Below are 22,598 nucleotides of genomic sequence, written 5' to 3'. Positions count from 1 at the left end.
TTAAATTGACGGAGGAGGCTTAATGCCTGCGACTCACTCTCCCACACCCGCGCGGTCCTGGATAATCCGCCTTGCGCGCGTGTGCTGGGAACGTAAGAAACTTAGCGCCATCGTGGTGGTGGCGTCGGTGTCGACCATTCTGCTGGCCGCGCTGACGCCGCTACTGACGCGGCAGGCGGTAAATGATGCGCTGGCGGGAAATCCTACCCGCCTGCCGTGGCTGGCCTGCGGACTGCTACTGATCGCCTTTTTTGATTTCATCGGTAACTATGTACGACGCGGCTATGCTGGCGAGCTATCGCTGTGGGTGCAGCACACCCTGCGAGGACGAGCGTTCGACAGTATTCAAAAGCTCGATGGCGCAGGCCAGGATGCGCTGCGTACCGGACAGGTGATTTCACGGACCAATAGCGATCTGCAGCAAATGCATACCCTATTGCAGATGGCTCCGGTACCGCTGGCGGTATTTACCTACTACATCGCCGGTATTGCCGTGATGCTGTGGATGTCGCCGGCCATGACGCTAATCGTGGTCTGCGTGCTGGCGTGTCTTGCCATTACCGCGCTGCGCGCCCGTCGTCGGGTATTCGCTCAGACGGGGCTGGCTTCAGACCGGCTGGCGAATCTGACCGAGCACATGCGCGAAGTTCTGGCGCAGATCTCGGTGGTGAAATCCTGCGTGGCGGAACTGCGCGAAACGCGCTGGCTGGATCGTCAGTCGCGACAGATGGTGCGCGTGCGCATCGGCGCGGCCATTTCGCAGGCGATGCCTGGCGCTACCATGCTGGCGCTACCGGTACTCGGGCAAATCGTTCTACTGTGCTACGGCGGCTGGTCAGTGATGCACGGGCGAATTGACCTCGGGACCTTCGTGGCCTTTGCCAGTTTCCTCGCCATGTTGACCGGACCTACCCGTGTGCTGGCGTCGTTCCTGGTGATCGCCCAACGTACCCAGGCATCCGTAGAACGGGTATTCGCTCTGATCGACACCCGTTCGCAAATGGTTGACGGTAGCGAAGCGCTCAATGGTCGTGTTATTGGCCTGCAGTTAGAAAAAGTGAACTTCGGTTATGGCGGCGGCAGCCGTATCCTGAGCGATGTTTCCTTCTCCCTACAGGCGGGTGAAACGCTGGCGGTAGTCGGCGCGTCGGGCTCCGGTAAATCGACGCTGCTAATGCTGCTGGCGCGCTTTTACGATCCCAGCGCTGGCGATATTTGGCTAGACACCAGCACCGGTCGGCAGAACCTTCGCGATCTCAAGCTTGAGGCGTTACGCCGTCAGGTGGGGATGGTATTTGAAGACGCCTTTCTGTTTGCCGGAACGGTCGCGGAAAATATCGCCTACGGCCACCCGCAGGCGACGATGGAAGATATTCGCCGCGCGGCGGCGGCGGCAGGCGCCAGCGAGTTTATCAATGCCTTACCGAAAGGCTTCGATACCCGCCTAACCGAGCGCGGTACTAACCTCTCCGGTGGACAGCGGCAACGCATCGCGCTGGCGCGGGCGCTGATTACCGCACCGGAACTGTTGATTCTCGATGACACCACATCGGCGGTAGATGCCGGTACCGAAGCGGAGATCAATGCCGCGCTGGGTCGTTACGCCGATGACCAGCACATGCTGCTGGTGATTGCCCGCCGCCGGGCAACGCTGCGGTTGGCCAGTCGAATTGTGGTGTTGGATAAAGGGCAAGTGGTGGACATCGGCAGCCAGGCTGAGCTTGAGTCTCGCTGCCCGGCGTTCCGCGCGCTGATGACCGGCGACGGGGATTTCCTCGAACCTGGCGCCGGCGGCTGCCGCGATCTTTGGCCAACAACGCCAGCGATGCAGAACGAGGAGCCGCAAGCGTTGCCGGAAGTTGACGGCAACGGTTTTGTCGCCCGCATGACCCGCGTGCCGGAACAGGCGGTTCAACAGGCGCTGGCCGGAGAGGGACGTAGATTGACCTCGCTGCTGCGGCCGGTGGCGTGGATGTTCATCATCGCCGCCCTGCTGATCGCGCTGGATTCTGCCGCTGGCGTCGGCGTGTTAATACTGCTGCAGCGCGGTATTGACTCGGGGGTTGCCGCAGGCGATATGGCGACTATCGGCGTCTGCGCCCTGCTCGCCCTGTGCCTGGTGGTCATAAGCTGGTGTTGTTATTCACTACAAACCATCTTCGCCGCCAGAGCGGCGGAGTCGGTTCAACATACGGTACGCTTGCGCAGCTTCGGCCATATGCTGCGTCTTGCCCTCCCCTGGCATGAAAAGCACGTTGATTCACGCCTGACCCGGATGACCGTCGATGTCGACTCCCTCGCCCGCTTTCTGCAAAACGGCCTTGCCGGCGCGGCCACCAGCCTGGTCACGATGTTCGCCATCGCCGCGGCCATGTTCTGGCTCGACCCCATTCTGGCGTTGACGGCCTTAAGCGCAGTGCCGGTAGTCGCGCTGGCGACCTGGGTTTATCGTCGCCTGAGCTCTCCAGCCTATGCCCAGGCGCGCCTTGAAATCGGCAAGGTGAATAGCACTCTGCAGGAGAAAGTCTCCGGCCTGCGCGTCGTGCAATCCCATGGTCAACAGGAGCAAGAGGCCGCCCGGCTGCGCGCATTATCGGATCGCTTCCGCGCCACCCGCGTACGCGCGCAGAAATATCTTGCGGTCTACTTCCCCTTCCTGACCTTCTGTACCGAGGCCTCCTATGCCGCCGTGCTTCTGGTTGGCGCATCGAGGGTGGCCGAAGGCGAAATGACCGCCGGGGTGCTGGCGGCATTCTTCCTGTTGCTGGGGCAGTTTTACGGCCCGGTACAGCAATTATCCGGGATTGTGGATTCCTTCCAGCAGGCGACGGCCAGCGGTAAACATATTGATGAACTGTTGGCGACCGAAGAGACGGAAAACGTCACCCCTTCCTCCACCCAGCCGGCCACGGGGGCATTACAGCTTGATGAAGTTACGTACCGTTATCCCGGCAGCGCTGAGCCAGCGCTGGACAAGCTCACCCTGACCATCCCCGCGGGCAATGTCGTGGCGGTCGTTGGCCGCAGCGGCGCCGGGAAGTCGACATTGATTAAACTTATCGCCGGACTCTATTCGCCCACCAGCGGGACCATCGGCATTGGGGAACGACAGATGACGGCGACAACCCTTGCCGATTACCGCCGTCAGATCGGGCTGGTCGATCAAGATGTTGCGCTCTTTAGCGGCGATATTGCGGAGAATATACGTTATTCGCGGCCATCCAGCAGCAATGCCGAAGTTGAGATCGCTTCACGGCAGGCAGGCCTGTTTGAGCTGGTACGTCAGCTCCCGCAAGGTTTCCGCACGCCAGTCAATAACGGCGGCGCGGATTTATCCGCCGGACAACGTCAGTTGATTGCGCTGGCTCGCGCCCAGTTGGCGAATGCCCACGTCCTGCTGCTCGATGAAGCCACATCGCGCCTGGATCGCCGCGCGGAAGAGCGCCTCATGTCTTCGTTAACCGAAGTCGCCCGTGCCAGAAAACGCCTGGCGCTAATCGTGGCGCACCGCCTGACCACTGCCCAGCGCTGCGATCTGATCGCCGTTGTCGATAAAGGGCGGCTCGCAGAATACGGTACACACGAGCAATTACTTGCGGCGAACGGCCTCTACGCCCGCTTATGGCGCGATAGCGTCGGCCCGGCAGATGCACGCAACCAACACGACATAACGGGAGAAATCGTGGGATAGTGATGGTAAGCGTTAGACCTTAATCAACACGCCTAAAGCGGCTGTTCGCTGAACAGCCGCTTTAGCTATTTTTACTGGTAGCATGATTTTTCAAAGAGATAGAATGTTCAATATCAATCCACATCCGCCGGTTTCAGCGGCTATCGCCGGCCTGCGCCGCCAGTTGGCGACCGGCAACATTACCTATCTTTCTCATTTCTGGCAGCAGGCCGCATCGCTGCCGGTACCGCTAGTAACAACGGTGGACGGCGCAGCCGATGAACGTGAAGTCACTTTTTTGTGGCGCGCCCGCCATCCGCTCAGAGGCGTTTATCTGCGATTAAACCGGGTAACCGACAAAGAACAGGTGGCAAAAGGGCTGATGACCCAGATTCCCGCAACGGATATCTGGACCCTGACGCTGCGCCTGCCGGCCAACTATTGCGGCTCTTATTCACTGGTGGAGATCCCGCCAGGCACGCCGGAAGAGGTTGTTAACCAGCTTGGGAGCCGCTTTGCCGCTCTCGCCGGACAGGCCGATCCGCTCAATAAGACGCCGGGGATCGCTATTCGCGACGGCGTGCGGGAGTCGGTGCTGGCGCTTGATAACGCCCCCGCTCAATCCGAATGGCGCGGAGGCCGCCACGCCGGCACCTTGCTGACCTCAGAACGGATCGTTGCCGGGCAATCACGGCAGGTGCGTCTGTACCTGCCCGCGGTTGATAAGTCGCAGCCGTTGGGGCTGGTGGTGCTACCCGATGGCGAAACCTGGTTCGATCATCTTGGGGTGTGCGCAGCCATCGACGCCGCGATCGATAGCCGCCGCATTGTTCCCGTGGCGCTGCTGGGCATCGACAATATCGATGAGCGCGAGCGCACCACGATACTCGGCGGGCGCAGCGAACTGATACGGGACGTCGCGGAACATCTCCTGCCGACCATTCGCCGCGAACAGCCGCGACAAAAATGGGCGGATCGCTCACGCACCGTCCTGGCCGGGCAGAGCCTCGGCGGCGTCAGCGCGCTGATGGCCGCCCGCCATGCGCCGGAAACTTTCGGTCTGGTGCTCAGCCATTCGCCTTCTATGTGGTGGACGCCAGATGGCGGCAGTCGCCCCCATTTATTTAGCGCAACCGATACTTCATGGGTCAGCGAACATGTGTTGTCTGCGCCGCCGCGTACTGTCCGTATCCGCCTGTGTGTGGGCTCACTGGAAGGTTCGACGGTGCCTCACGTCCAGCAGCTTCATCAGCAGCTACAGGCGTCCGGCGTTGATAGTCATTGCGCCATTTACACCGGCGGGCACGACTACGCCTGGTGGCGCGGCGCCTTGCTTGATGGGCTCGGCTTACTGCAGGGTTGACTTGACCAGCAAGCGCTTTCAGGCAACTGTATGTGCTTTCTGAATAACGAAAATTTCACCTGCGGAAAAGGAATAATCATCAGATGTATGCCCGCGAGTCTCGCTCTACGCGCCCGCGCAAGGCGCTTTTTGCCGTTCTTTCTTGCCTCACCCTCAGCTATAGCGCTTCAGGCTTAGCAAAACCGGATATGCAGCCGTTGGGGCCCAATATCGCCGATAAGGGTTCAGCGTTTTACCACTTCAGCGTCAATCAGTTCGATTCCGCCGACGGCGCTCGCCACTATCGGGTATGGACGGCCATACCGAATAAAGCCGCGCCACCAACGGGCTATCCCGTGCTATATATGCTTGATGGTAATGCGGTAATGGATCGCCTGTCTGACGAACTACTCAAGCAGCTGGCGGCGCAATCGCCGCCGGTGATCGTCGCGGTCGGTTATCAGACCAACCTGCCATTCGATCTTAACGGCCGGGCCTACGACTATACGCCGGCAGTCAGAAAGAATAATGAAACATATGTTGGCCGCAAAAGCGGCGGCAGTGAAGACTTCCGTCAATTACTGGAAACGCGTATAGCCGCTAAGGCGGAGCAAGGGCTGAAAATCAACCCACAGCGCCGCGGCCTGTGGGGCCACTCATACGGCGGCCTGTTCGCGCTCGACTCCTGGCTTTCGTCCTCGTTCTTCCATTCATATTACAGCGCCAGCCCTTCGCTTGGCCGGGATAACTTTGCCCTGCTGAACCGAATCACGGCGGTCGAGCCCGCATCATATTGCGCCAAAAGCCTGGCCATTATGGAGGGTTCGGCGACGCCGGGTGATAACCGGGCAACGCACGCCGCTGAAGCGCTAACTAAAGTACATGCCACCCTCGCCACGCTGAAAGAGAAAGGGGTTAATGCCGCCTTTTGGGATTTCCCTGGCCTGGGGCACGGGCCGATGTTTAACGCCTCATTCCACAGCGCGCTGCTGGATATGAGTCGCGAAAAAGCGTCCAACCAGCATAGCTGTCCTTAACCCAGCGTTGATACTGCCCGCGCGGTTGCGGGCAGTATACTGATGACGATGCGATCAGAATGTCGCCGTCACTCCGGCATAATAGGCCCGACCGGGTTCGTTATAGGTATTCGCCCCTTCGGATGAACGATAGATCTGTTTATCGAAGATATTGCTGACCCCCACGTTCAGACGCAGATTTTTATTAATATCGTAATTAAAGTTGGTACCAACCAGCGAATAAGCCCCCAGCTCTTTACCCGACAGGCCGCCGGTATCTTCGCTGCGCGACTCCGCATGGGTACGCGGTTTTTGTCTACCATACAGCGTCCAGTTGACGCTGGCGGAAAATGCCTGGGTAATCGTCCAGTCCAGGGAGTTGTTGATGGTGTATTTCGGAATAACCGAGAGCGGGTTGCCGGTATCTTTTTGTTCCGAGGTAATCATGTAAGTGGCGTTGGTATTCCATTTCAGACGATCCTTCACCAGCGGGAACGCCATACTGGCTTCAATGCCGTCCACTAACGCTTTACCGCCGTTCTGCCACTGGAGGATATAAGCGCCGGAAGCGGTTTGCCCGATAATATCATCGCCGGCCACAATCTTATTCTGATAATCGTTACGGAAATAAGTCACGCTGGCATGATAATCGTCGAGGGCGAACTCCAGGCCGATCTCTTTATTCACGCTGATTTCCGGATCGAGATCTTTATTACCAATCAGGTAGCAGCCGCCTGAAGTAATATCTTTAGGGCAACCGTTGCCTTTCGAATAGAGCAGATAGCCTTCGCTGGATTGATAGAGGTTTGGCGCTTTAAAGGTTCTGGCAATCCCGGCTTTAATTTTGAAGTAATCACCTAATTCCTGCGACAGGTTCAGGCTGGGGCTAAAGTTGCCGCCGGACTCATTAAGATAATCAAAACGCAGGCCGGGAATAATATTGGTTCCGGGCGTCGGTTCAATATTATCTTCAAAATAGATGGCGCTAATTTGTGAATGATTTTTACTGCTGCGATCCGCCGCTGAACCGGGAATACCGCCAATGTTATTATCATTCACCGATAAACCAGTAGAAGAGGGATCGTCAAGCTCATCGCGGTTCCACTCCGCGCCAACGGTCAGAGTCTGATCGACCCATAGATCCAGCGGAATATTGAGTTCGCCGCTGGTGCGCCAGGAGGTCAGGCGGTTAGTGGTGAATTTCTCATCCGCCGAAATACGCCCTTCGCCGCCGCCGGATAAACCTTCATCCATACGGGTGTTATTGGTTTTTTCGTAATAGACTCCAAAGCGGCTTTGCCCCCAATCCCAGACTCCATTATGGGTAATACCGTAATTCTGTCGATACAGGCGGTTAGTCTCTGCGCCAGATTTCGCCAGGCTTTCGGTCACCGCGCTGGAAGAGCTATTTTGCGTATCGCCGGCGTAGATATTACCCTGACGGCTATATCCGGCTTCAAAATCGAGAATTTGCTGCGGATTCACCTTCCAGGAGACGACGCCGTTAATATCTTTGTTGCGTACCCCTTCGTGGCCGGCGGCGTTTTTCGTCCCCGCGGAAGAGTTAATATCCCAGCTGTCGGCATCGGTTTTATTCAGGTTGCCGTACAAACGCATCGTCAACGCATCGCCGGCCAGCGGCCCGCTCAGGCTAAAGTTGGCGCGTCGGGTGGCCCCTTCATCGCTGCTTTCCGGTTGGTTGGTGTATAACGAGAGCGAGCCATGCCAGTCATTGGTTGGGCGTTTAGTAATGATATTCACCACCCCGCCCGCCGCGCCGGAGCCATAGCGCGCCGCCGCCGGGCCGCGAATGACTTCGATACGTTCAACCTGTTCCGGCGGTACCCAGTTAGTATCGCCGCGGGTATCACGCTCGCCGCGCCAGCTATAGCGTACGGAGTTACGCGAGGTCACCGGGACGCCATCAATGAGGATTAAGGTGTTTTCCGGCCCCATACCGCGAATATCGATTTGGCGGTTATTACCGCGGGTGCCTGACGCGCTGTTGCCGGTGAGGTTCACCCCCGGCATTTTGCGAATAATATCGGAGAGGTCGTTGACCGGAGGGTCCTTTTTAATATCTTCGCTGGTAATAATTGAAACGCCCGGCTGCTGCTTAAGTACTTGTTCTGCGGTGGCTTCAACGACCAGCGTTTCATCGCTATCGTCGGAAGATTTGGCGGCGGATAGCGGGCTATTCAGCCCTACCACAAGCGCGGTGAGCGGCCAGAGGATCTTGTTAATTCTCATACCTATTCCCTAATTCATGCCTAACTTAAAGTGGTTGTTCGTTAAGCTCACATCCTTGCCAGGTATTAATATTGTTATTATGTTTTTATTATGAGAATGATAATTAATATCATTTAAGTGAGATTAAGGCAATCCTTGACGCGCTAATAACCAGGCGACATGAGAGGGCGCTACAAAAGTAAAAGGCGCCACTAAGGCGCCTTTAGCAGTCACTGGCTATTTTCCTCTACCACGGATAATAAATATGTTCCGCCTGTTCGCGCGCCGGCGCTTCATCGCCCTGTAACCGCGCCGCCAGGGTGAAAGCGAAATCAAATACCTTGCCCAGCCCCCGGCCGCTGAGCAGATTGCCGTCTTCCACGACGTCGGCATCCACGTACACGCCATCGCTCACCTGCTGCCAAAGATCGCCGGAACAGACATAGCGACGCCCCTTCAGCAGCCCATTGCCGCCCAGCACGCGGGCGGCGGCGGAGCAAATCGGGCAGATATATTTACCCGCTTCATCGTGGCGGCGAACGAAGGCAATGACCTCCGCGCTTTTCGCCAGATTAACACTGCCTTCCGGGCCTCCCGGCAACACCACGGCATCAAAGGTTTGATCAAAGCTGGCCTTCAGGGTGCTATCCGCTATCATCGGGATAGCGTGGTAGCTCACCACTTCGCGACTCTCGCCGCAGGCAATTGTCTGCACCGCAATATTCAGACGGCGCAGGATATCGATAGTGACTATCGCTTCCCCCTCTTCAAACCCGGGGGCTAATAACACGGCTACGTTTTTCATCTCGTTCTCCATTCCTTGAGGATTACCAGTACGGGTACCAAATCTGTCGCAGCCGCGCCAGCAGCTCAAGATAGAAATAGTCACCCCAGCTACAGCACTGATCGACGCCCTTTCCGCTGCCCATATGATAAACCGAGTGCTGCAGCAACCCTTCGGTAGGGTCATCGTCGTGAGCCAGGTAGTTGTCGGTCAGCGATAGCGCAATGCGTAGCGCCATCTCTTCGTAATACGCGCGGTTGGCGTCGAGCGTAGGCAGCGCCTTGACCAGCTCCAGCAGGCCGCAGGCGGCAATCGCCGCCGCCGAACTGTCGCGCACGGCATCGGTGCCGAGCAGCGCCAGATCCCAATGGCAAACATCATCTTCCGGCAGGCGGTTGAGGAAGTAGTGCGCCAGGCTGCGCGACAGTTCAACCATCTGCTTATCGCCGGTGTGCTGATAGCTCAGCAGGAAACCGTAAATGCCCCACGCCTGGCCGCGCGACCAGCATGAAGTATCGCTGTAGCCCTGATGAGTGTTACCAAAGCGCGGCTCGCCGGTCTGCACATCCATATAGTAGGTGTGATAAGTCGAAGCGTCTTCACGCACGATATAGTTTGCCGCCTGCCCGGCGTGCGCCGTTGCCGCCTGCGCGTAGCGCGGGTCGCCGGTCTGCTCGCTGGCCCAGTACAGCAGCGGCAGGTTCATATTGCAGTCGATGATCATTCGCCCCTGCTGCTCCGGATCGTTTAAGTCGCCCCACGCCTGGATAATTTTGGCCGTCGGGTTAAAACGCTCCATCAGGCGCTCTGCAGCCAGCAGCGCCGACTGGCGAGCGGCTTCATTGCCGGTGAGCCGCCAGGCGCTGATGCAGGAGAGCGAATAAAGGAAGCCGAGGTCGTGGGTCGCGGTGTCGATACGCTGCTCAATACGCCGGGCGAACGACGATAAATAGCGCTCAGCGGCTTCGCGGTAGTGCGCTTTGCCGGTCATCTCCCACGCCAGCCACAGCTGGCCCGGCCAAAAACTGGTGGTCCACTCTACGTTATCGGTACGCGGCCAGATGCCGTTTTCACAGGCTTCGCCGGGGAACTTATCGCCGAAGGCAACGATATTTTTGTCCAGCTTGCGCGTCACGCGAGCCAGCGCGTCTTCCAGCTTCTGGCTCAACGCCAGGCGGTCGACCTGATGCAGTTCTATCGGCCGCAGCGCTTCGGTGATAACAGATTTGGTCATAACAACTCCTGAATTAATGTTTGGCCGGTTCAACCGAGGCGGTATCTAAAGCCGGAGTAAAGGGTCGTGAGGCATCGCGCTTCGACTGGCAGCGCGATAGCGTAAAAGCGGAAATCAGCGTAAACGTCAGGGCGCAGCAGCCCATCAGCAGATAGGTATGCTCAAAGCCGATTTTGTCGTACAGGTAACCCGCCGGCGGCGCGACCACAATCGATCCGACGTAAATCATTGCCTGGTAACCCAGCAGGTACATCGTGGCGTTAACCCGACGATGGAAGTGTTCGGCGATGTATTTGAAAACTGAAATCAGCAGCAGCGCGATCTCAACGCCGTAAAACGGTTTGATGATGGAGATGACAATCGGGTCGTTGGTCAGGCCGGAGGCAATCAGCCGCGCCCCCACCACGCAGCCGCAGAACAGCAGGCCGCGCTTGGCGCCATAATGGTTCACCAGCCACGGGATAAACATCATCATCACGAACTCCATCCCCGACTGGACGGTACTCAGATAGCCGTACCAGGCGTTGCCCTGCTCTTTGGTGGCAAAGAACGAGACGAAATAGCGCGGGAACTGCTGCTCGGCGATGAACATCATCCACGCGACTCCGGCGACGTAGAGGCTGAACATCCAGAATTTGCGATTTTTCAGCAGCATCAACACATCGGCAAAGACGATCTTATTCGCGGAAATGACGTTGTTATTGCGCAGCTGTTCATCACCGATTTTAAGGCTAATCAGCACCAGCAGCATCAGTACCGAGGTGCCGCTACTGAGCAAAAAGTTAGCCAGCGGCGTGAAGTTAAACAGCAGTCCGGAGACCGAAGCCGCCATCGCCCAGCCCAGCGAACCCCACATTCTGATACGGCCAAACTCCAGCCCGTACAGACGGCTAAAGCGGTCGGCATAAGATTCGGAAGCCGCCACCCCGGCGTACCAGCCAAGGCTCAAATACAGCGCGCCGATGATAATCCCCAGCGTCGCGTGGCTTTGCAGCAGCGGCTGGTACACCAGCGCGAAGAACGGCGCCATCAGCGCGGAAATGGCGCAGACAAAATAGAGCAGCCACTTGCTCATGCCGATTTTGTCCATGATGTAGCCGTACACCGGTTTCAGGACCACCGCGAAAACGCCATTAATGGCGAACACGCTGCCGATGGTAATGCTATCGAGACCTACCTTCTGGCTCAGCCACAGCGCGTACAGGCCAAAGCTGGATGACCAGGTGAAAAAATAGAGAAAAATAAAGGTACTCATTTTGTACTGCGCGGCGCGTACGGACGATGATGTGCTCATAGCGATGCCTCCGGGGCCAGAACGAGCGTCGTTTCTTGTCGTGCCGTCACGAAGCGTACCGCGTCATCGCTAATGAAGGCCTGTGGGCAGTGTTGCGGTTCGAAGTCGGCGGCATTCCCCGCCCATACCGCGCTTACCAGGCAATGCGTCCCCGCATCAAGCTCGCCGCGCAGCACCGGCACCGCCGCGCGTTCGGCGAACAACAGATTGCTGTTCGGCGGCGTCAGTACCGTCTCGCCACGGCGGGTGTGCGGATGTAAACAGAAAATTGCCGAGATATCGCGGGCGTTGCGTAAGCAGCTGGCGCCGTCACGCTCCTGCGCCTGCGGCAGCGGACGGTTCGCCAGGCTAAAGCCGCCTTCCGCGCAATCCAGCGCGCGGTGGGTAGTTATACGATGGACGCGCAGCTGCCAGTCGCCCAGCGCCAGTAGCCAGCTATCAATCACCACGTCGCGCCATGGCAGCCAGCGGCTGTAAATGACGCCATCAGCGGTGACCACCTGCTGGCATTCGCGGCGGCCGCGCCAGTAATTATCCTTTTCGGCCAGCAGCAGCATCGAATCGGGGGCGGCATGGTTCAACCCGTAGCGCCCCCGCTCAATGGTGAAACCAAAACGGGTGGAGTAGGCAAATTTGCAGTATTTCGCTTCGGTATTAACGAAGTTGTTCAGCTCCAGCTGGCCGGAAGTTAGCATCCACAGGTGATCGGCCTGATGTACCAGCACCTGATCCGCATGGGCTATTGTGTGCTGCGCGGGCAGCGGCGGCAGCGGCAACTCAGCCGCCTGCCAGAAGGCGTCGCCCTCGCCTAACGCCAGCACCAGCATGGTTTTCAGCCCCCAGTACGGTGAACCCGGCGCGTTGTAATCTTCCGCCATCGCCAGGTTCGGGTAGCTGTAGCCAACGCTCAGTACGCCGTCGCGGTCGAACATCGGCTGCTTCAGCCACCAGCGCAGGTGGCGCAACACGATGCCTTTCATCACGCCCGGCGAAAAGACTTCCAGCCCGGCGAAGGCCGCCGCGCTCCAGAACGCCGCTTCGGCAAAGCGATAGGTCAGACTACGGCCGAACGGGATCGCCGCGCCGTCATCGGCAAAGAAATGGATGAAGTCAGAGGAGAAATGCGCGGCCCGCTGACGCAGTTCCGCACAGCGCTGCGGATCGACATCAGCCATCAGCTTCGCGTAAATCAGGCCATAGAAATGGAAGCCCATCGAAATGTAATAGTCGCGCGGGCGGCCCGGACCGTCCGAGTACCAGCCATCGCCGAGGTAGTAACGTTCCATGGCGGCGAAATGATCTTCCCGCGCCTGCGGATTGGTCGGCATACCGCAATAATGAAAGCCAACCTGCACCAGAATCGGAAAGAAGTGCCAGTTATTATCCGGGATATCCTGGGTCTCGCACTGCTTTAACCAGCGCCATAAATTCTCTTTTTCCGCAGCAGTGAAGTGCGCCAGTACGGTTTCGCCCGCCAGCGCCAGCAATAATCCGTAAGCCGCCATCTCGACAATGCGTTGATCGTAAGGCGCGACTTCGCCCCAGTAATCGGCATGCTGCGGATTGGTGCCGTTTTTTATCGCCTGTAAATAGAAGGAGAAATGCTGCGGCTCGCTGCCGCCAGCCAACAGCGGCGTCACGCCCCACAGTAGCCGGGAAAAGGTTTCCATGCTCGCGACCTGCTGGCCGTAGTGAGCGGTGAAGTTCGCTAAATCAATGCGGCTGGCGTCGTTTTTAAAATAAGGCGCCACCGCGTTCAACATTTCATTGACCAGCCGTAGCACCTCTTCCCGGCTTGTCAGTGGGTTATCCAGATGAATGTTTTCAGGTTGCACAGGGTCCTCCCGCATAACACGAGGATAGAGGTAAGTTATTGTTATTAGGCTTTTATCAAGCCACGTGTGCGACGTCTGGATGAAGAGTAACCGCTTTTATTCCCGGCGCTGAGTGAGCGGACTCACAAAATTAAACCGCCATTTCATTTTTGCTGGATTTTGTCGGCCGCGCGGAGGATAAATTGCAAATGATGGCGTAAAAATTTAAATCTGTTGTCCTGGAGGCAAAATGGGCGAAGCGCAACTGCTGGAACGTATTACGCTCGATCGGCAGGCCATTTCGTTTAATCGCATGTATACCACCAGCGTGCTTTACTACCACTGGCATCAATGCGTCGAATTGCTTTATATATCCAGCGGCTACGGCATCGTGGTGGTGGATAACCAGCACTACACCGCCCGTCCGGGGCGATTATTTATCTTTCCGCCCTTCCGTTTGCACAAAGTGCAGGTCGATCATAGCGATAAAAATCCTTATCACCGCACCACCATGCACATTGAGCAGTCGGTCGTCGAGAGCGCGCTCAGCGCTTTCCCGCGCCATCAGGCCCAGTTCGCGGCGCTGGCCGCCAGCAATCTGCCGGCGCAAATTTACGACCTCAGCGAGCACGCGGCATTTATCGAAAGGATCCTTGAACAGTTTCAGCGTCTGGAGGATAACGAGCAGACCACCGCCTGCGAGGTGGCGTTTTTGATGATGCAACTAATGACGTTTCTACCCGAGCAGCCGCAACGCTACCCGCCGCGCCAGCAGACCGTCGCCTCGCGGATTATGAACTGGATCGAAGCCCACTATGCCAGCAAGTTTTCTCTCGATCAGCTGGCTTGCGACCTAGGACTTTCACGCAGCTATACCTCGCGGGTTTTTCGTCAGCAGACCGGCGGCAATATCCATGAATATTTGCTCACCCGGCGAATAAAACGCAGTTGCGATCTGCTACGTAATAGCGATGAGAGCATTGATGCCATCGCGCTGGCGGTGGGATTTGGCGAGGTGACCTACTTCATTACCTGTTTTAAAAAGATGATGCGCCAGACGCCGCTGCAGTACCGTAAGGCCAGCCAGCGGCGCTCCGCTTTATAACTTAATCCATCGCCTGCTTGAGGCTAACCTGACGGCGACGCCAGGCGCTATCGCGGCTTGCCAGCCAATAGTACAGCGGCGAGGTCACCAGCAGGCCGACCAGCCAGGAGAGATCGGCGCCGTTAAACCACGCCGAGACCGGGCCAACGTATAGCGGGGTATTCATAAACGGGATCTGCACCAGGATGCCGATGGCGTAGGCCAGCAGCGCGTGCGGGTTGTAACGGCCATAGATGCCGCCATCCACCTGAAATATCGAGTTAATATCGTAGTTGCCCTTGTGAATGGCGTAGAAATCGATCAGGTTAATCGCGGTCCACGGCACCAGCACCACCAGCAGGGCCAGAACCAGATCGATAAAGTGGCTGATAAAGTCCGCCGAGGCGAAGATCGCCGCCACCACGCAGCAAATAAGCACGATGACCGACAGCAGCGCGCGGCTGCGGCTGCCGGGGATCCAGCGCCACAGGAAGGTTTGCACCAGGGTTATCACCGACATCACCGCGCCATACAGATTAAGCGCGTTATGGCTGATGACGCTCAGCAGGAAGAGTACCAGCATCAACGGGCCGATCGCGCCGGTCGCCAGCTTTACCGCATCCATGGTTTCCAGCCCCACCGGCGTCGCCAGCACCGCTACCGCGCCGAAAATAAACGACAGACTGGAACCGAGCGTCGAGCCAAGATAGGTGGTCCAGAACGTCGCGGCGACGGGCACATCCGCCGGCAGGTAGCGCGAATAATCAGAAACATACGGGGCGAAGGCGATCTGCCACAACGCCGCCAGCGACACGGTAGCCAGCCAGCCCGAGAAGGAAAAGCCGCCGCGGGTTAAGAAATCGGCGGTATGCAGATGCGTGAAGATGTAGCCAAAGCCGACCATAATGCCGATGCCCAGCACCCAGGTGCCGATTCGGTTGAGAATGTGAATACATCGGTAGCCGATAATGCCAATCACGCAGGATCCCACCGCGCCGATCACGATCCCCACCGGCAGTGGGACGGCAGGGGCGATGCCGTGCAGCGACTGCCCGGCCAGCACGATGTTCGAGGCAAAGAAACCGACGTACATCACCCCGGCGATCGCCACCACCAGCAGCGAACCAAAAGATCCAAACTGCGCGCGGCTCTGGATCATCTGCGGGATCCCCATCTGCGGCCCCTGCGCCGAGTGCAGCGCCATCAGCGCCCCGCCAACCAGATGGCCGACTAAAATCGCAACGATCCCCCACAGCAGATTCAGATGAAAGATCTGTACCCCCAGGGCGCCTGTGACGATCGGCAGCGGTGCGATATTGCCGCCAAACCACAGGGTAAAGAGATCGCGGGTTTTACCGTGGCGATCTTCTGGCGGAATATAGCCAATGGTGTGCTTCTCAATAAGCGGCGGCGATGATTCTTTGGTCGGCATAGCATTCTCCAAAGTCAGGAACCATTAATAATGGTTGTGATGTGCAGGTGTTTTTATGTTTTGGAGATAATGCGCATTATTTAGCAAAAGGGTAAATTACTTTGTTTATGGCTACAGGAAATAAAAAAACTAATTAGCCCATCAGAACACCTGATAAATATCATAAAAATTTATCATAACCGTTCCGGTAAGATTAAATAATGATATTTTCAACGCGGCGGTAAGTTGTCAATTATTAATACAGAATAAATAATCGCGACGCGGTGAATTTATGGCGGATAATAAAATACGGGCCGTTATTCAGGCCCGTATTATGTGATAAGTTAAAACTCAAACGGCAAGCGTTTAACTAAATAACTTACCTTTCAGTAGATTAAGCCCTGCGGAGACCAGGTCGCCCTGGGCCGGCGCTTCGCCCTGCGGCGACAGGCCATCGACGATTTTTGGCAGGTATTCCGCAATCAGCGATGAGGCGGTTTGCGAATCAACGCCCAGTTTGGCGCCGAGATCCTGCAGCGCAGGCGAGCCGAACACCGAGGTAATCTGATCGCTGTTCACCGACATATTACTCTGCTGACTAAGCCACGACTCGACGATTTCACCTAAGCCGCCGTTGCGGAATTTTTCCAGGATTCCCTGAATACCGCCCTGCTGTTCAATCCAGGTCATGATCGCCTGAAGTTGTTCAGCTTTGCCAGCCTGCCCGCCAAGCACGCCGCCGATTTGATCTAATAATCCCATTACAGTCTCCATCAAAACGTTGCTATTGATCCCTGATTCACGGCTTACTTCGCCGGGATAATCAGTACCTGCCCCGGATAGATCTTATCGGGATGTTTCAGCATCGGTTTATTGGCTTCAAAAATACGCTGATAGTCATTGGCGGAGCCATACATCGCTTTCGAGATGGCGCTGAGGGTATCACCGGATTTAACCGTATAGTAACGACTTTCCGCTCCGCTCTGCGTCACAGTAACGCTATCGTTGACCTGGCCAATCCCGGTTACGTTACCTACCGCGACCAGAATTTTTTCCTTATCTTCCTGTGAACCGACGTCGCCCGTTACCGTCGCGGTACCATCGTCCGCTACGGCAATATTGACCTTTTCGGCACCAGGCAGGTTAAGACTATCAATATGTTTTTTCAGCTTGTCAGCCTGATCTTCCTTGCTGGAGCCGGAGACGGCATCCCAGATCTTCTCGCCCGCTTCTTTCACAAAACTTAATAATCCCATCTATCCATACCTCCATTACTGTTTCACGATGAATGCTTTCATCAGACACGATAATCATAGCTTATAAATACCGTTCACTTCCTTTAACAAATGTTCGACGAAGCGGGTAAGTTTCGGTAACGGGCGCAGATCCTGGCGCCACAGCAGGTGTATCGGCCTCGGTTCCGGAGTGTAATTTTGTAAAATACGCACCAGTCGGCCATTGGCTAAATCTTCCGCCAGCAGCACTTCCGGCTGCAATAACAGCCCGGCGCCGGCCACCGCCGCCATACGCAGCGCGTAGCCATCGTTGCAGCGCAGCACCGCGTCGCGCTTCCAGCGTACCTCTTCCGCAGCGCCCGGCAGCCGCCACTCGTTGCGCGCGGTCCACACCGTATGCGAAAGACACTGATGCCCGGCTAAATCAGCGGGCGTCTGCGGCGTGCCGTGGCGCGCCAGATAATCCGGCGCCGCGCAGATCGCCATGCGATAAGGGGCGAGATACTTCGCCACCAGGTCGGTACGCTGGATATCGCCGATGCGAATCGCCAGATCGATTCCCTCATCCACCAGGTCCACCATGCGGTTCGTCAAATCAAGCTCGACGCGTACCTCTGGCCAGGCCTGCAGAAAGGAGGCGGTCAGCGGCGCGATAATGCTGGCGCCGAAAGAAACCGGCGCGCTCACCCGTAGCGTACCGGCAGGGGCCAGCCGTAATCGCTCAACCGAACGCTCGGCATTCGCCACCTGCTCGAGCACACGCCGCGCCTCGTCAAAATAGACTCGCCCGGCATCGGTCAGGCTTTGCCGGCGGGTATTTCGCTCCAGCAGGCGGGTGCCGAGCTGGCCTTCAAGTAAGGCGATATATTTGCCGACCATCACCGCCGACATCTCAAGACGCGCCGCCGCGCCGGTGAAGCTGCCGCACTCCACCACCGCGACAAACGTCTCCATTCCACGCAGCTTGTCCATATTACAAACCTCTGGTTAGCAATCATCTAACTTTTAGCCAGTTTATCCGACAATCGATTAATTAAAGAATAGAGGCTCACTTCACTGAGGAGTTTGCGATGAAAATTATCATTATTGGCGCCAGTGGTACCGTTGGCCGCGCGGTTGCGGAAGAACTGAGCCGCCAGCATGAGGTTATCCGCGTTGGCCGGACCCACGGCGACGAGCAGGTTGATATCACCTCGCAGCACAGCGTGCAGGCGCTGTTCGAGAAAATTGGTCCAGTCGATGCCATTGTCTCAGCAGCCGGCAGCTTATACTTTGGCCCGCTAAGCACAATGACCGACCGCGATTTTGACCAGGGACTGCAGGATAAACTGCTGGGGCAGATTCGCCTCGCCCTCACCGGCCAGCATTATCTTAACGATGGCGGTTCCATCACCCTTATCAGCGGCATCGTCGCCGATGAACCCATCGCTCAAGGGGTGAATGCCACCACCGTTAACGCCGGACTGGCCGGCTTCGTTCGCGCCGCCGCCTGTGAATTACCGCGCGGGATCCGCATTAACCTGATAAGCCCCACCGTGCTCAGTGAATCCGTCGAAGCCTATGACGGCTTTTTCCCCGGTTTCTCCAGCGTACCGGCCGCAGCGGTGGCGCAGGCCTACCGCCGCAGCGTCGAAGGGATCCAAAGCGGACGGGTTTATAAAGTCGGTTATTAATTATTTTCGGGCAGGATGTCGCATTCCTGCCCTTATATTGATTATCTGTTGGTTATTGTGAAGCGCCTCGCATAACGCCCTTATCCACATTATCTGTGTGACTTTAGGTTACTCAATACGACAATTCTAATGTCATGATGTATCAGCTAATTATTTTATTTCCCCATTATTTTATGGGGTCAAACATCTATCTCATTAGACCGCAATAAAAACAGGGAATTGTTATTTCTCTCTATGGTTCATCATTCTAATCCCCTCGCAATATGGCAGAGTTTTATCTGCCCGATAAAAAACCATCAGCGGGTTTGCCAGTAAAAAATTAAGCGCGAAGCATAAAGCTCTAAAAAACGCGCAACGCACAAGTGCGGCGTTTTTCCAGCGCCAGGTAAAGCAGTTTTTTTATATCCAGCACCGATATTTTTTGTCATTTCGCAAATGATACAGAGTTGTAAAAATGGTGAATGAAATGTTGTGATGAGTAGATTAGCTGTACTCCTCATTGAAATATCACTCTTACGCTGATGAAGACCAAAATAATGAGAGAGCACCATGACAAAACATCAATCTGTTAATGTCGAGAATCTTGAAAGTAATACCATCAGACCTATCCCCTTAAATATGCGTCACGGCAAACCAGGCGATCTCTTTACCATTTGGTTTGGCTCCAACATTATGTTGTTAACGGTCATCACCGGCGCGATGTCGGTGACGATTTTTCATCTTTCCTTTTTATGGTCAGTGATTGCGCTATTTATCGGCAGCCTGGTCGGCGGGCTCTTTATGGCGCTGCATTCGGCGCAGGGGCCAAAACTCGGGGTGCCGCAAATGGTCCAGACCAAGGGCCAGTTCGGATCCTATGGCTCCGTGCTGGTGGTCTCGATTGTCGTACTGATGTATATCGGCTTTACCGCCTCCAGTCTGGTGCTCGGCGGGCAGTCGATGCACGCGATTTATCAGCCGATGAACTCGGACATTGGGATTATCGTGGTTGGCGCACTAAGCCTGTTCGCCACCATCTTTGGCTATAAGATCATCCACTCCTACGCGCGGATCATGTCGTGGATTTCCGGTATCGTACTGGCGGCAACCTTCGTGTGGATAGTCTTCATCCATGGCCTGCCGGGCGATTTTGCCGACCGCGGCGGCTTCAACATCGTCGGTTTTCTCGGCGCCGTGTCTATCGCCGCGCTCTGGCAACTGGCCTATGCGCCCTATGTCTCTGATTATTCACGCTATATGCCCTACAGCACCAACGATAAAAGCGTCTTTTACGCCAGCTATTTTGGCTGCATTCTCGGCTCCTATTTGCCGATGGTGCTCGGGGTGCTGGTGGCGATTTGTATCGGTAATGACGATATCATTCAAGGGATTATGGATCTGACCGGCAGCATGGGGGCGATAGTGATTATCGTGCTGGCGCTGGGGATCGCCGCCACCAATTCGATGATGCTGTACTGCGGCGTACTCTGTACCCTGACGCTCGGCCAGACCTTTATCGACGGCTGGTCGCCGATGGCGCGGGCACGCATTATCACCGCTATTTTGACCATGCTGCTGGAGATATTCCTCGCCATCTATGGCCAGGAAAATTTCCTGCTAATCTACACCAACTTTATTACCGTGCTGCTGTATGTGCTGGTGCCGTGGACGGCGATTAATCTGGTCGATTATTATTTAGTGGCCCACGGCGAATATCACGTTGAGTCTTTCTTTAAACGCGATGGCGGTATTTACGGATACTTTAATGCAACGGCAATATCCTGCTATATCCTCGGTATTCTGGTCGAAGTGCCGTTTATGTCGACCTCAATTTATACCGGGCCAATCGCCCTCACCTTCGGCGGTGCGGATCTCTCCTGGATTATAGGTTTATTGGTGGTCTCACCGGTCTATTATTATTTCTCGAAAGCGAAGAGTGTTAAAAGCATGGCTTTTGCAAAAGAGAAGGTTTAAGGACTACAAGAAAGCGCGCCGCCTTTGCGGCGCGCCGGCGTTTAAGCTGACATCCAGCGGCAGAGGTTTTTCAACATCTGCGCGCACTTTTCCAACTGCGCCTCGCTAACAAATTCATCCGCCTTATGCCCCTGCTCCATGCTCCCCGGACCACAAACAAGCGTGGCCACGCCGGCCTCATCAAACAATCCGCCTTCGGAGCCAAAAGCGACCGTTGAAAAATCCTCGCATTCTGCCCACTGCGCCAGCCAGCCGGCGAACGCCGACTGCGGGTCGCTCAGCAGGCCGGGATACTGGCTGAGCGGTTGAAAGGTAATAGCCGCTTCCGCCGCCGTCGCGCGCATTTTTGGCAGCAGTTCGCCTTCGGCATACGCCTGCAGCGAGGCCAGGGTGTCATCGAGCGAAACATCCGGTAAATGACGAATTTCAAAATCGAACTGACAGTGCTGAGGTACAATATTCAACGCCGCGCCCCCCTTAATCACCCCCACTTGCAGGGTGCTGAAAGGCGGATCAAAACGCGAATCCTGGCGAAGCGCCAGCTGCTCGCCCAGCTCGTCCAGGCGGCCAATCAGCTTTGCCGCCCAGGCAATCGCATTCACGCCATCAGGCGCGTAAGCGGAGTGGCAAGCGTGGCCGTGAACATCGCAGCGCATCGCCAGCTTCCCCTTGTGACCATAGACCGGGCGCATCTCCGTCGGCTCGCCGATGATGCACATCGCCGGTTTCTCTGCCGACGCCTGCAGATGGGCGACCAGGCTGCGTACGCCAAGACATCCCACCTCTTCATCGTAGGAAAAAGCCAGGTGCAGCGGCATGCGTAGCGGTTGGGCGAGAAAATCAGGAATGGCGGCCAGTACGCAGGCGAGGAAGCCTTTCATATCGGCGCTACCGCGGCCGTAGCAGCGGCCATCGCGTTGCGTGAGGGCAAAAGGGGGAACCGTCCATGGCTGGCCGTCAACCGGCACCACGTCGGTATGGCCGGAGAGCATAACGCCGCCGGGCCCCGCAGGGCCCAGTCGTGCATAGAGATTAGCTTTTCGCCCTTCCGCATCATAAAAAAGCTGCGTTTCGATTGCGAAGCCGTGGAGATAATCGGCAATATCGTCGATCATCGCCAGGTTCGATTCGCGGCTGGTGGTGTCAAACGCCAGCAGCCGCGCCAGAATATCTTGTAATCGACTATTCATCGCCGGGTACTCCGTAACTGGGAGCCTCCCGCGGGTCGAGCGCGCGCGTCACGTAAGCCTGCATTTGCGGTTCATAGGCCTGCCACAGCGCCGCCAGCTCGCCAATCGGGTCCGTTTCACTCCAGTCGACGCGCAGATCCACCAGCGGCCAGGAGTAATCATCTACCACTTTCACCGCCGCCGAATGGACCGGCCCGGCCTCGCCGCCTTCTGCTACACCGGCCTGCAGCGCGGCAACCAGCCGCGTCGCCAGCTCGCCTTCGGTTTGCGAAAACGTTGCCGCCATCGCGGCAATAACAGCCTCAGATGCCAGCATATTACCGCCGGCGATACAGTTATCGCCCTGCACAACATGCCAGGTCCCCAGCGTTTTATCGCCGCTGAACCACGCGGTCTGGCCGCTGGCGTCGATGGCGATAATCTGCCGATAGCGGCTAAAGTCGTCTTCCGCCAGCGCCCGACGCATCGCTTTCTCCGCCGTCAGCCCCTGCTCCATCTGCACCAGAGTGAGTTGCCCCAGCGCCGGTAAGGTAATGTTCTGACTCGATACCGCTCCTACCCCCGCCTGCAGCCACGGGCAGCGGGCGCCGACGGCAATGCTTGAAGAGCTGATCGCGATACCAAACTGCCCGCTTTCCGGGCAGCGTGCGGCAATCGAAAATGTCATTC

17 protein-coding genes are annotated in these 22,598 nt (G+C 56.7%); 6 read left to right on the top strand and 11 right to left on the bottom strand.

Annotation, left to right across the window (positions count from 1 at the left end; translation table 11 throughout):
- Window positions 1–22: 22 nt before the first annotated feature.
- From iroC to ABLU86_RS08910, 3 genes are all read left to right on the top strand, one after another.
- Window positions 23–3,691 (top strand): salmochelin/enterobactin export ABC transporter IroC, encoded by a 3,669-nt coding sequence (gene iroC, locus ABLU86_RS08920; RefSeq protein WP_348796165.1) that lies wholly within the window; start codon window positions 23–25, stop codon window positions 3,689–3,691.
- A 103-nt stretch (window positions 3,692–3,794) separates the two neighbouring features.
- On the top strand, window positions 3,795–5,033 hold the full coding sequence (locus tag ABLU86_RS08915) for an alpha/beta hydrolase-fold protein (RefSeq protein ID WP_020077936.1): 1,239 nt from the start codon (window positions 3,795–3,797) through the stop codon (window positions 5,031–5,033).
- An 83-nt stretch (window positions 5,034–5,116) separates the two neighbouring features.
- Window positions 5,117–6,049 carry an alpha/beta hydrolase gene (locus ABLU86_RS08910; protein WP_334642309.1) on the top strand — a complete coding sequence of 311 codons (933 nt, stop codon included), beginning with the start codon at window positions 5,117–5,119 and terminating at the stop codon, window positions 6,047–6,049.
- 54 nt (window positions 6,050–6,103) lie between these two features.
- Here ABLU86_RS08910 and iroN read toward each other — a convergent pair whose 3' ends face one another.
- From iroN to ABLU86_RS08885, 5 genes are all read right to left on the bottom strand, one after another.
- The gene (gene iroN, locus ABLU86_RS08905; protein WP_015703473.1) at window positions 6,104–8,278 is read right to left on the bottom strand and encodes a siderophore salmochelin receptor IroN; all 2,175 of its coding nucleotides are present in this window, start codon (window positions 8,276–8,278) and stop codon (window positions 6,104–6,106) included.
- Between the two features lie 226 nt (window positions 8,279–8,504).
- A complete protein-coding gene (locus tag ABLU86_RS08900) occupies window positions 8,505–9,062 on the bottom strand; it encodes a DJ-1/PfpI family protein (protein ID WP_103825663.1) in 558 nt (185 codons plus the stop codon).
- Window positions 9,063–9,084: 22 nt separating this feature from the next.
- Window positions 9,085–10,275, bottom strand: coding sequence for a glycoside hydrolase family 88 protein (locus ABLU86_RS08895; RefSeq protein WP_047076542.1), 1,191 nt, complete (start codon window positions 10,273–10,275; stop codon window positions 9,085–9,087).
- Between the two features lie 13 nt (window positions 10,276–10,288).
- Window positions 10,289–11,569: an oligosaccharide MFS transporter gene (locus ABLU86_RS08890; protein WP_015369698.1), complete on the bottom strand. Its 1,281-nt coding sequence runs from the start codon at window positions 11,567–11,569 to the stop codon at window positions 10,289–10,291.
- Window positions 11,566–13,404 carry a DUF2264 domain-containing protein gene (locus ABLU86_RS08885; protein WP_015703475.1) on the bottom strand — a complete coding sequence of 613 codons (1,839 nt, stop codon included), beginning with the start codon at window positions 13,402–13,404 and terminating at the stop codon, window positions 11,566–11,568. Before ABLU86_RS08885 ends, ABLU86_RS08890 begins: the two co-directional genes overlap by 4 nt.
- Before the next feature lie 229 nt (window positions 13,405–13,633).
- Between ABLU86_RS08885 and ABLU86_RS08880 the strand changes: the two genes are divergently transcribed.
- Window positions 13,634–14,488 carry an AraC family transcriptional regulator gene (locus tag ABLU86_RS08880; RefSeq protein WP_015369696.1) on the top strand — a complete coding sequence of 285 codons (855 nt, stop codon included), beginning with the start codon at window positions 13,634–13,636 and terminating at the stop codon, window positions 14,486–14,488.
- A 1-nt stretch (window position 14,489) separates the two neighbouring features.
- On the opposite strand, the gene ABLU86_RS08875 is transcribed toward ABLU86_RS08880, so the two are convergent.
- The 4 genes from ABLU86_RS08875 to ABLU86_RS08860 form a co-directional block, all read right to left on the bottom strand.
- Window positions 14,490–15,899 (bottom strand): cytosine permease, encoded by a 1,410-nt coding sequence (locus ABLU86_RS08875; protein ID WP_045364202.1) that lies wholly within the window; start codon window positions 15,897–15,899, stop codon window positions 14,490–14,492.
- 345 nt (window positions 15,900–16,244) lie between these two features.
- On the bottom strand, window positions 16,245–16,640 hold the full coding sequence (locus tag ABLU86_RS08870) for a YidB family protein (protein WP_015369693.1): 396 nt from the start codon (window positions 16,638–16,640) through the stop codon (window positions 16,245–16,247).
- Window positions 16,641–16,684: 44 nt separating this feature from the next.
- The gene (lysM, locus tag ABLU86_RS08865; RefSeq protein WP_015369692.1) at window positions 16,685–17,134 is read right to left on the bottom strand and encodes a peptidoglycan-binding protein LysM; all 450 of its coding nucleotides are present in this window, start codon (window positions 17,132–17,134) and stop codon (window positions 16,685–16,687) included.
- A gap of 54 nt (window positions 17,135–17,188) precedes the next feature.
- A complete protein-coding gene (locus tag ABLU86_RS08860) occupies window positions 17,189–18,085 on the bottom strand; it encodes a LysR family transcriptional regulator (protein WP_015369691.1) in 897 nt (298 codons plus the stop codon).
- A 98-nt stretch (window positions 18,086–18,183) separates the two neighbouring features.
- Here ABLU86_RS08860 and ABLU86_RS08855 point away from each other — a divergent pair, with 98 nt between their 5' ends.
- Both ABLU86_RS08855 and ABLU86_RS08850 read left to right on the top strand, forming a co-directional pair.
- Window positions 18,184–18,786 (top strand): short chain dehydrogenase, encoded by a 603-nt coding sequence (locus ABLU86_RS08855; RefSeq protein ID WP_348796164.1) that lies wholly within the window; start codon window positions 18,184–18,186, stop codon window positions 18,784–18,786.
- A gap of 549 nt (window positions 18,787–19,335) precedes the next feature.
- On the top strand, window positions 19,336–20,739 hold the full coding sequence (locus tag ABLU86_RS08850) for a cytosine permease (RefSeq protein WP_015703479.1): 1,404 nt from the start codon (window positions 19,336–19,338) through the stop codon (window positions 20,737–20,739).
- Window positions 20,740–20,780: 41 nt separating this feature from the next.
- Here the strand turns inward: ABLU86_RS08850 and argE are convergent, their stop codons facing one another.
- Both argE and ABLU86_RS08840 read right to left on the bottom strand, forming a co-directional pair.
- Window positions 20,781–21,929 (bottom strand): acetylornithine deacetylase, encoded by a 1,149-nt coding sequence (argE, locus tag ABLU86_RS08845; RefSeq protein WP_348796163.1) that lies wholly within the window; start codon window positions 21,927–21,929, stop codon window positions 20,781–20,783.
- Window positions 21,922–22,596, bottom strand: a complete 675-nt coding sequence (locus ABLU86_RS08840) for a DUF1028 domain-containing protein (protein WP_046883105.1) — start codon at window positions 22,594–22,596, stop codon at window positions 21,922–21,924. The genes argE and ABLU86_RS08840 overlap by 8 nt, the downstream gene beginning before the upstream one ends.
- Between the last annotated feature and the right edge of the window lie 2 nt (window positions 22,597–22,598).

It is taken from the genome of Klebsiella sp. JN_Kp121, from assembly GCF_040062145.1.
Lineage (GTDB): Bacteria > Pseudomonadota > Gammaproteobacteria > Enterobacterales > Enterobacteriaceae > Klebsiella > Klebsiella aerogenes.
Note: the sequence above shows the minus strand (reverse complement) of the source record. Positions and strands in the feature narration are given on the sequence as shown.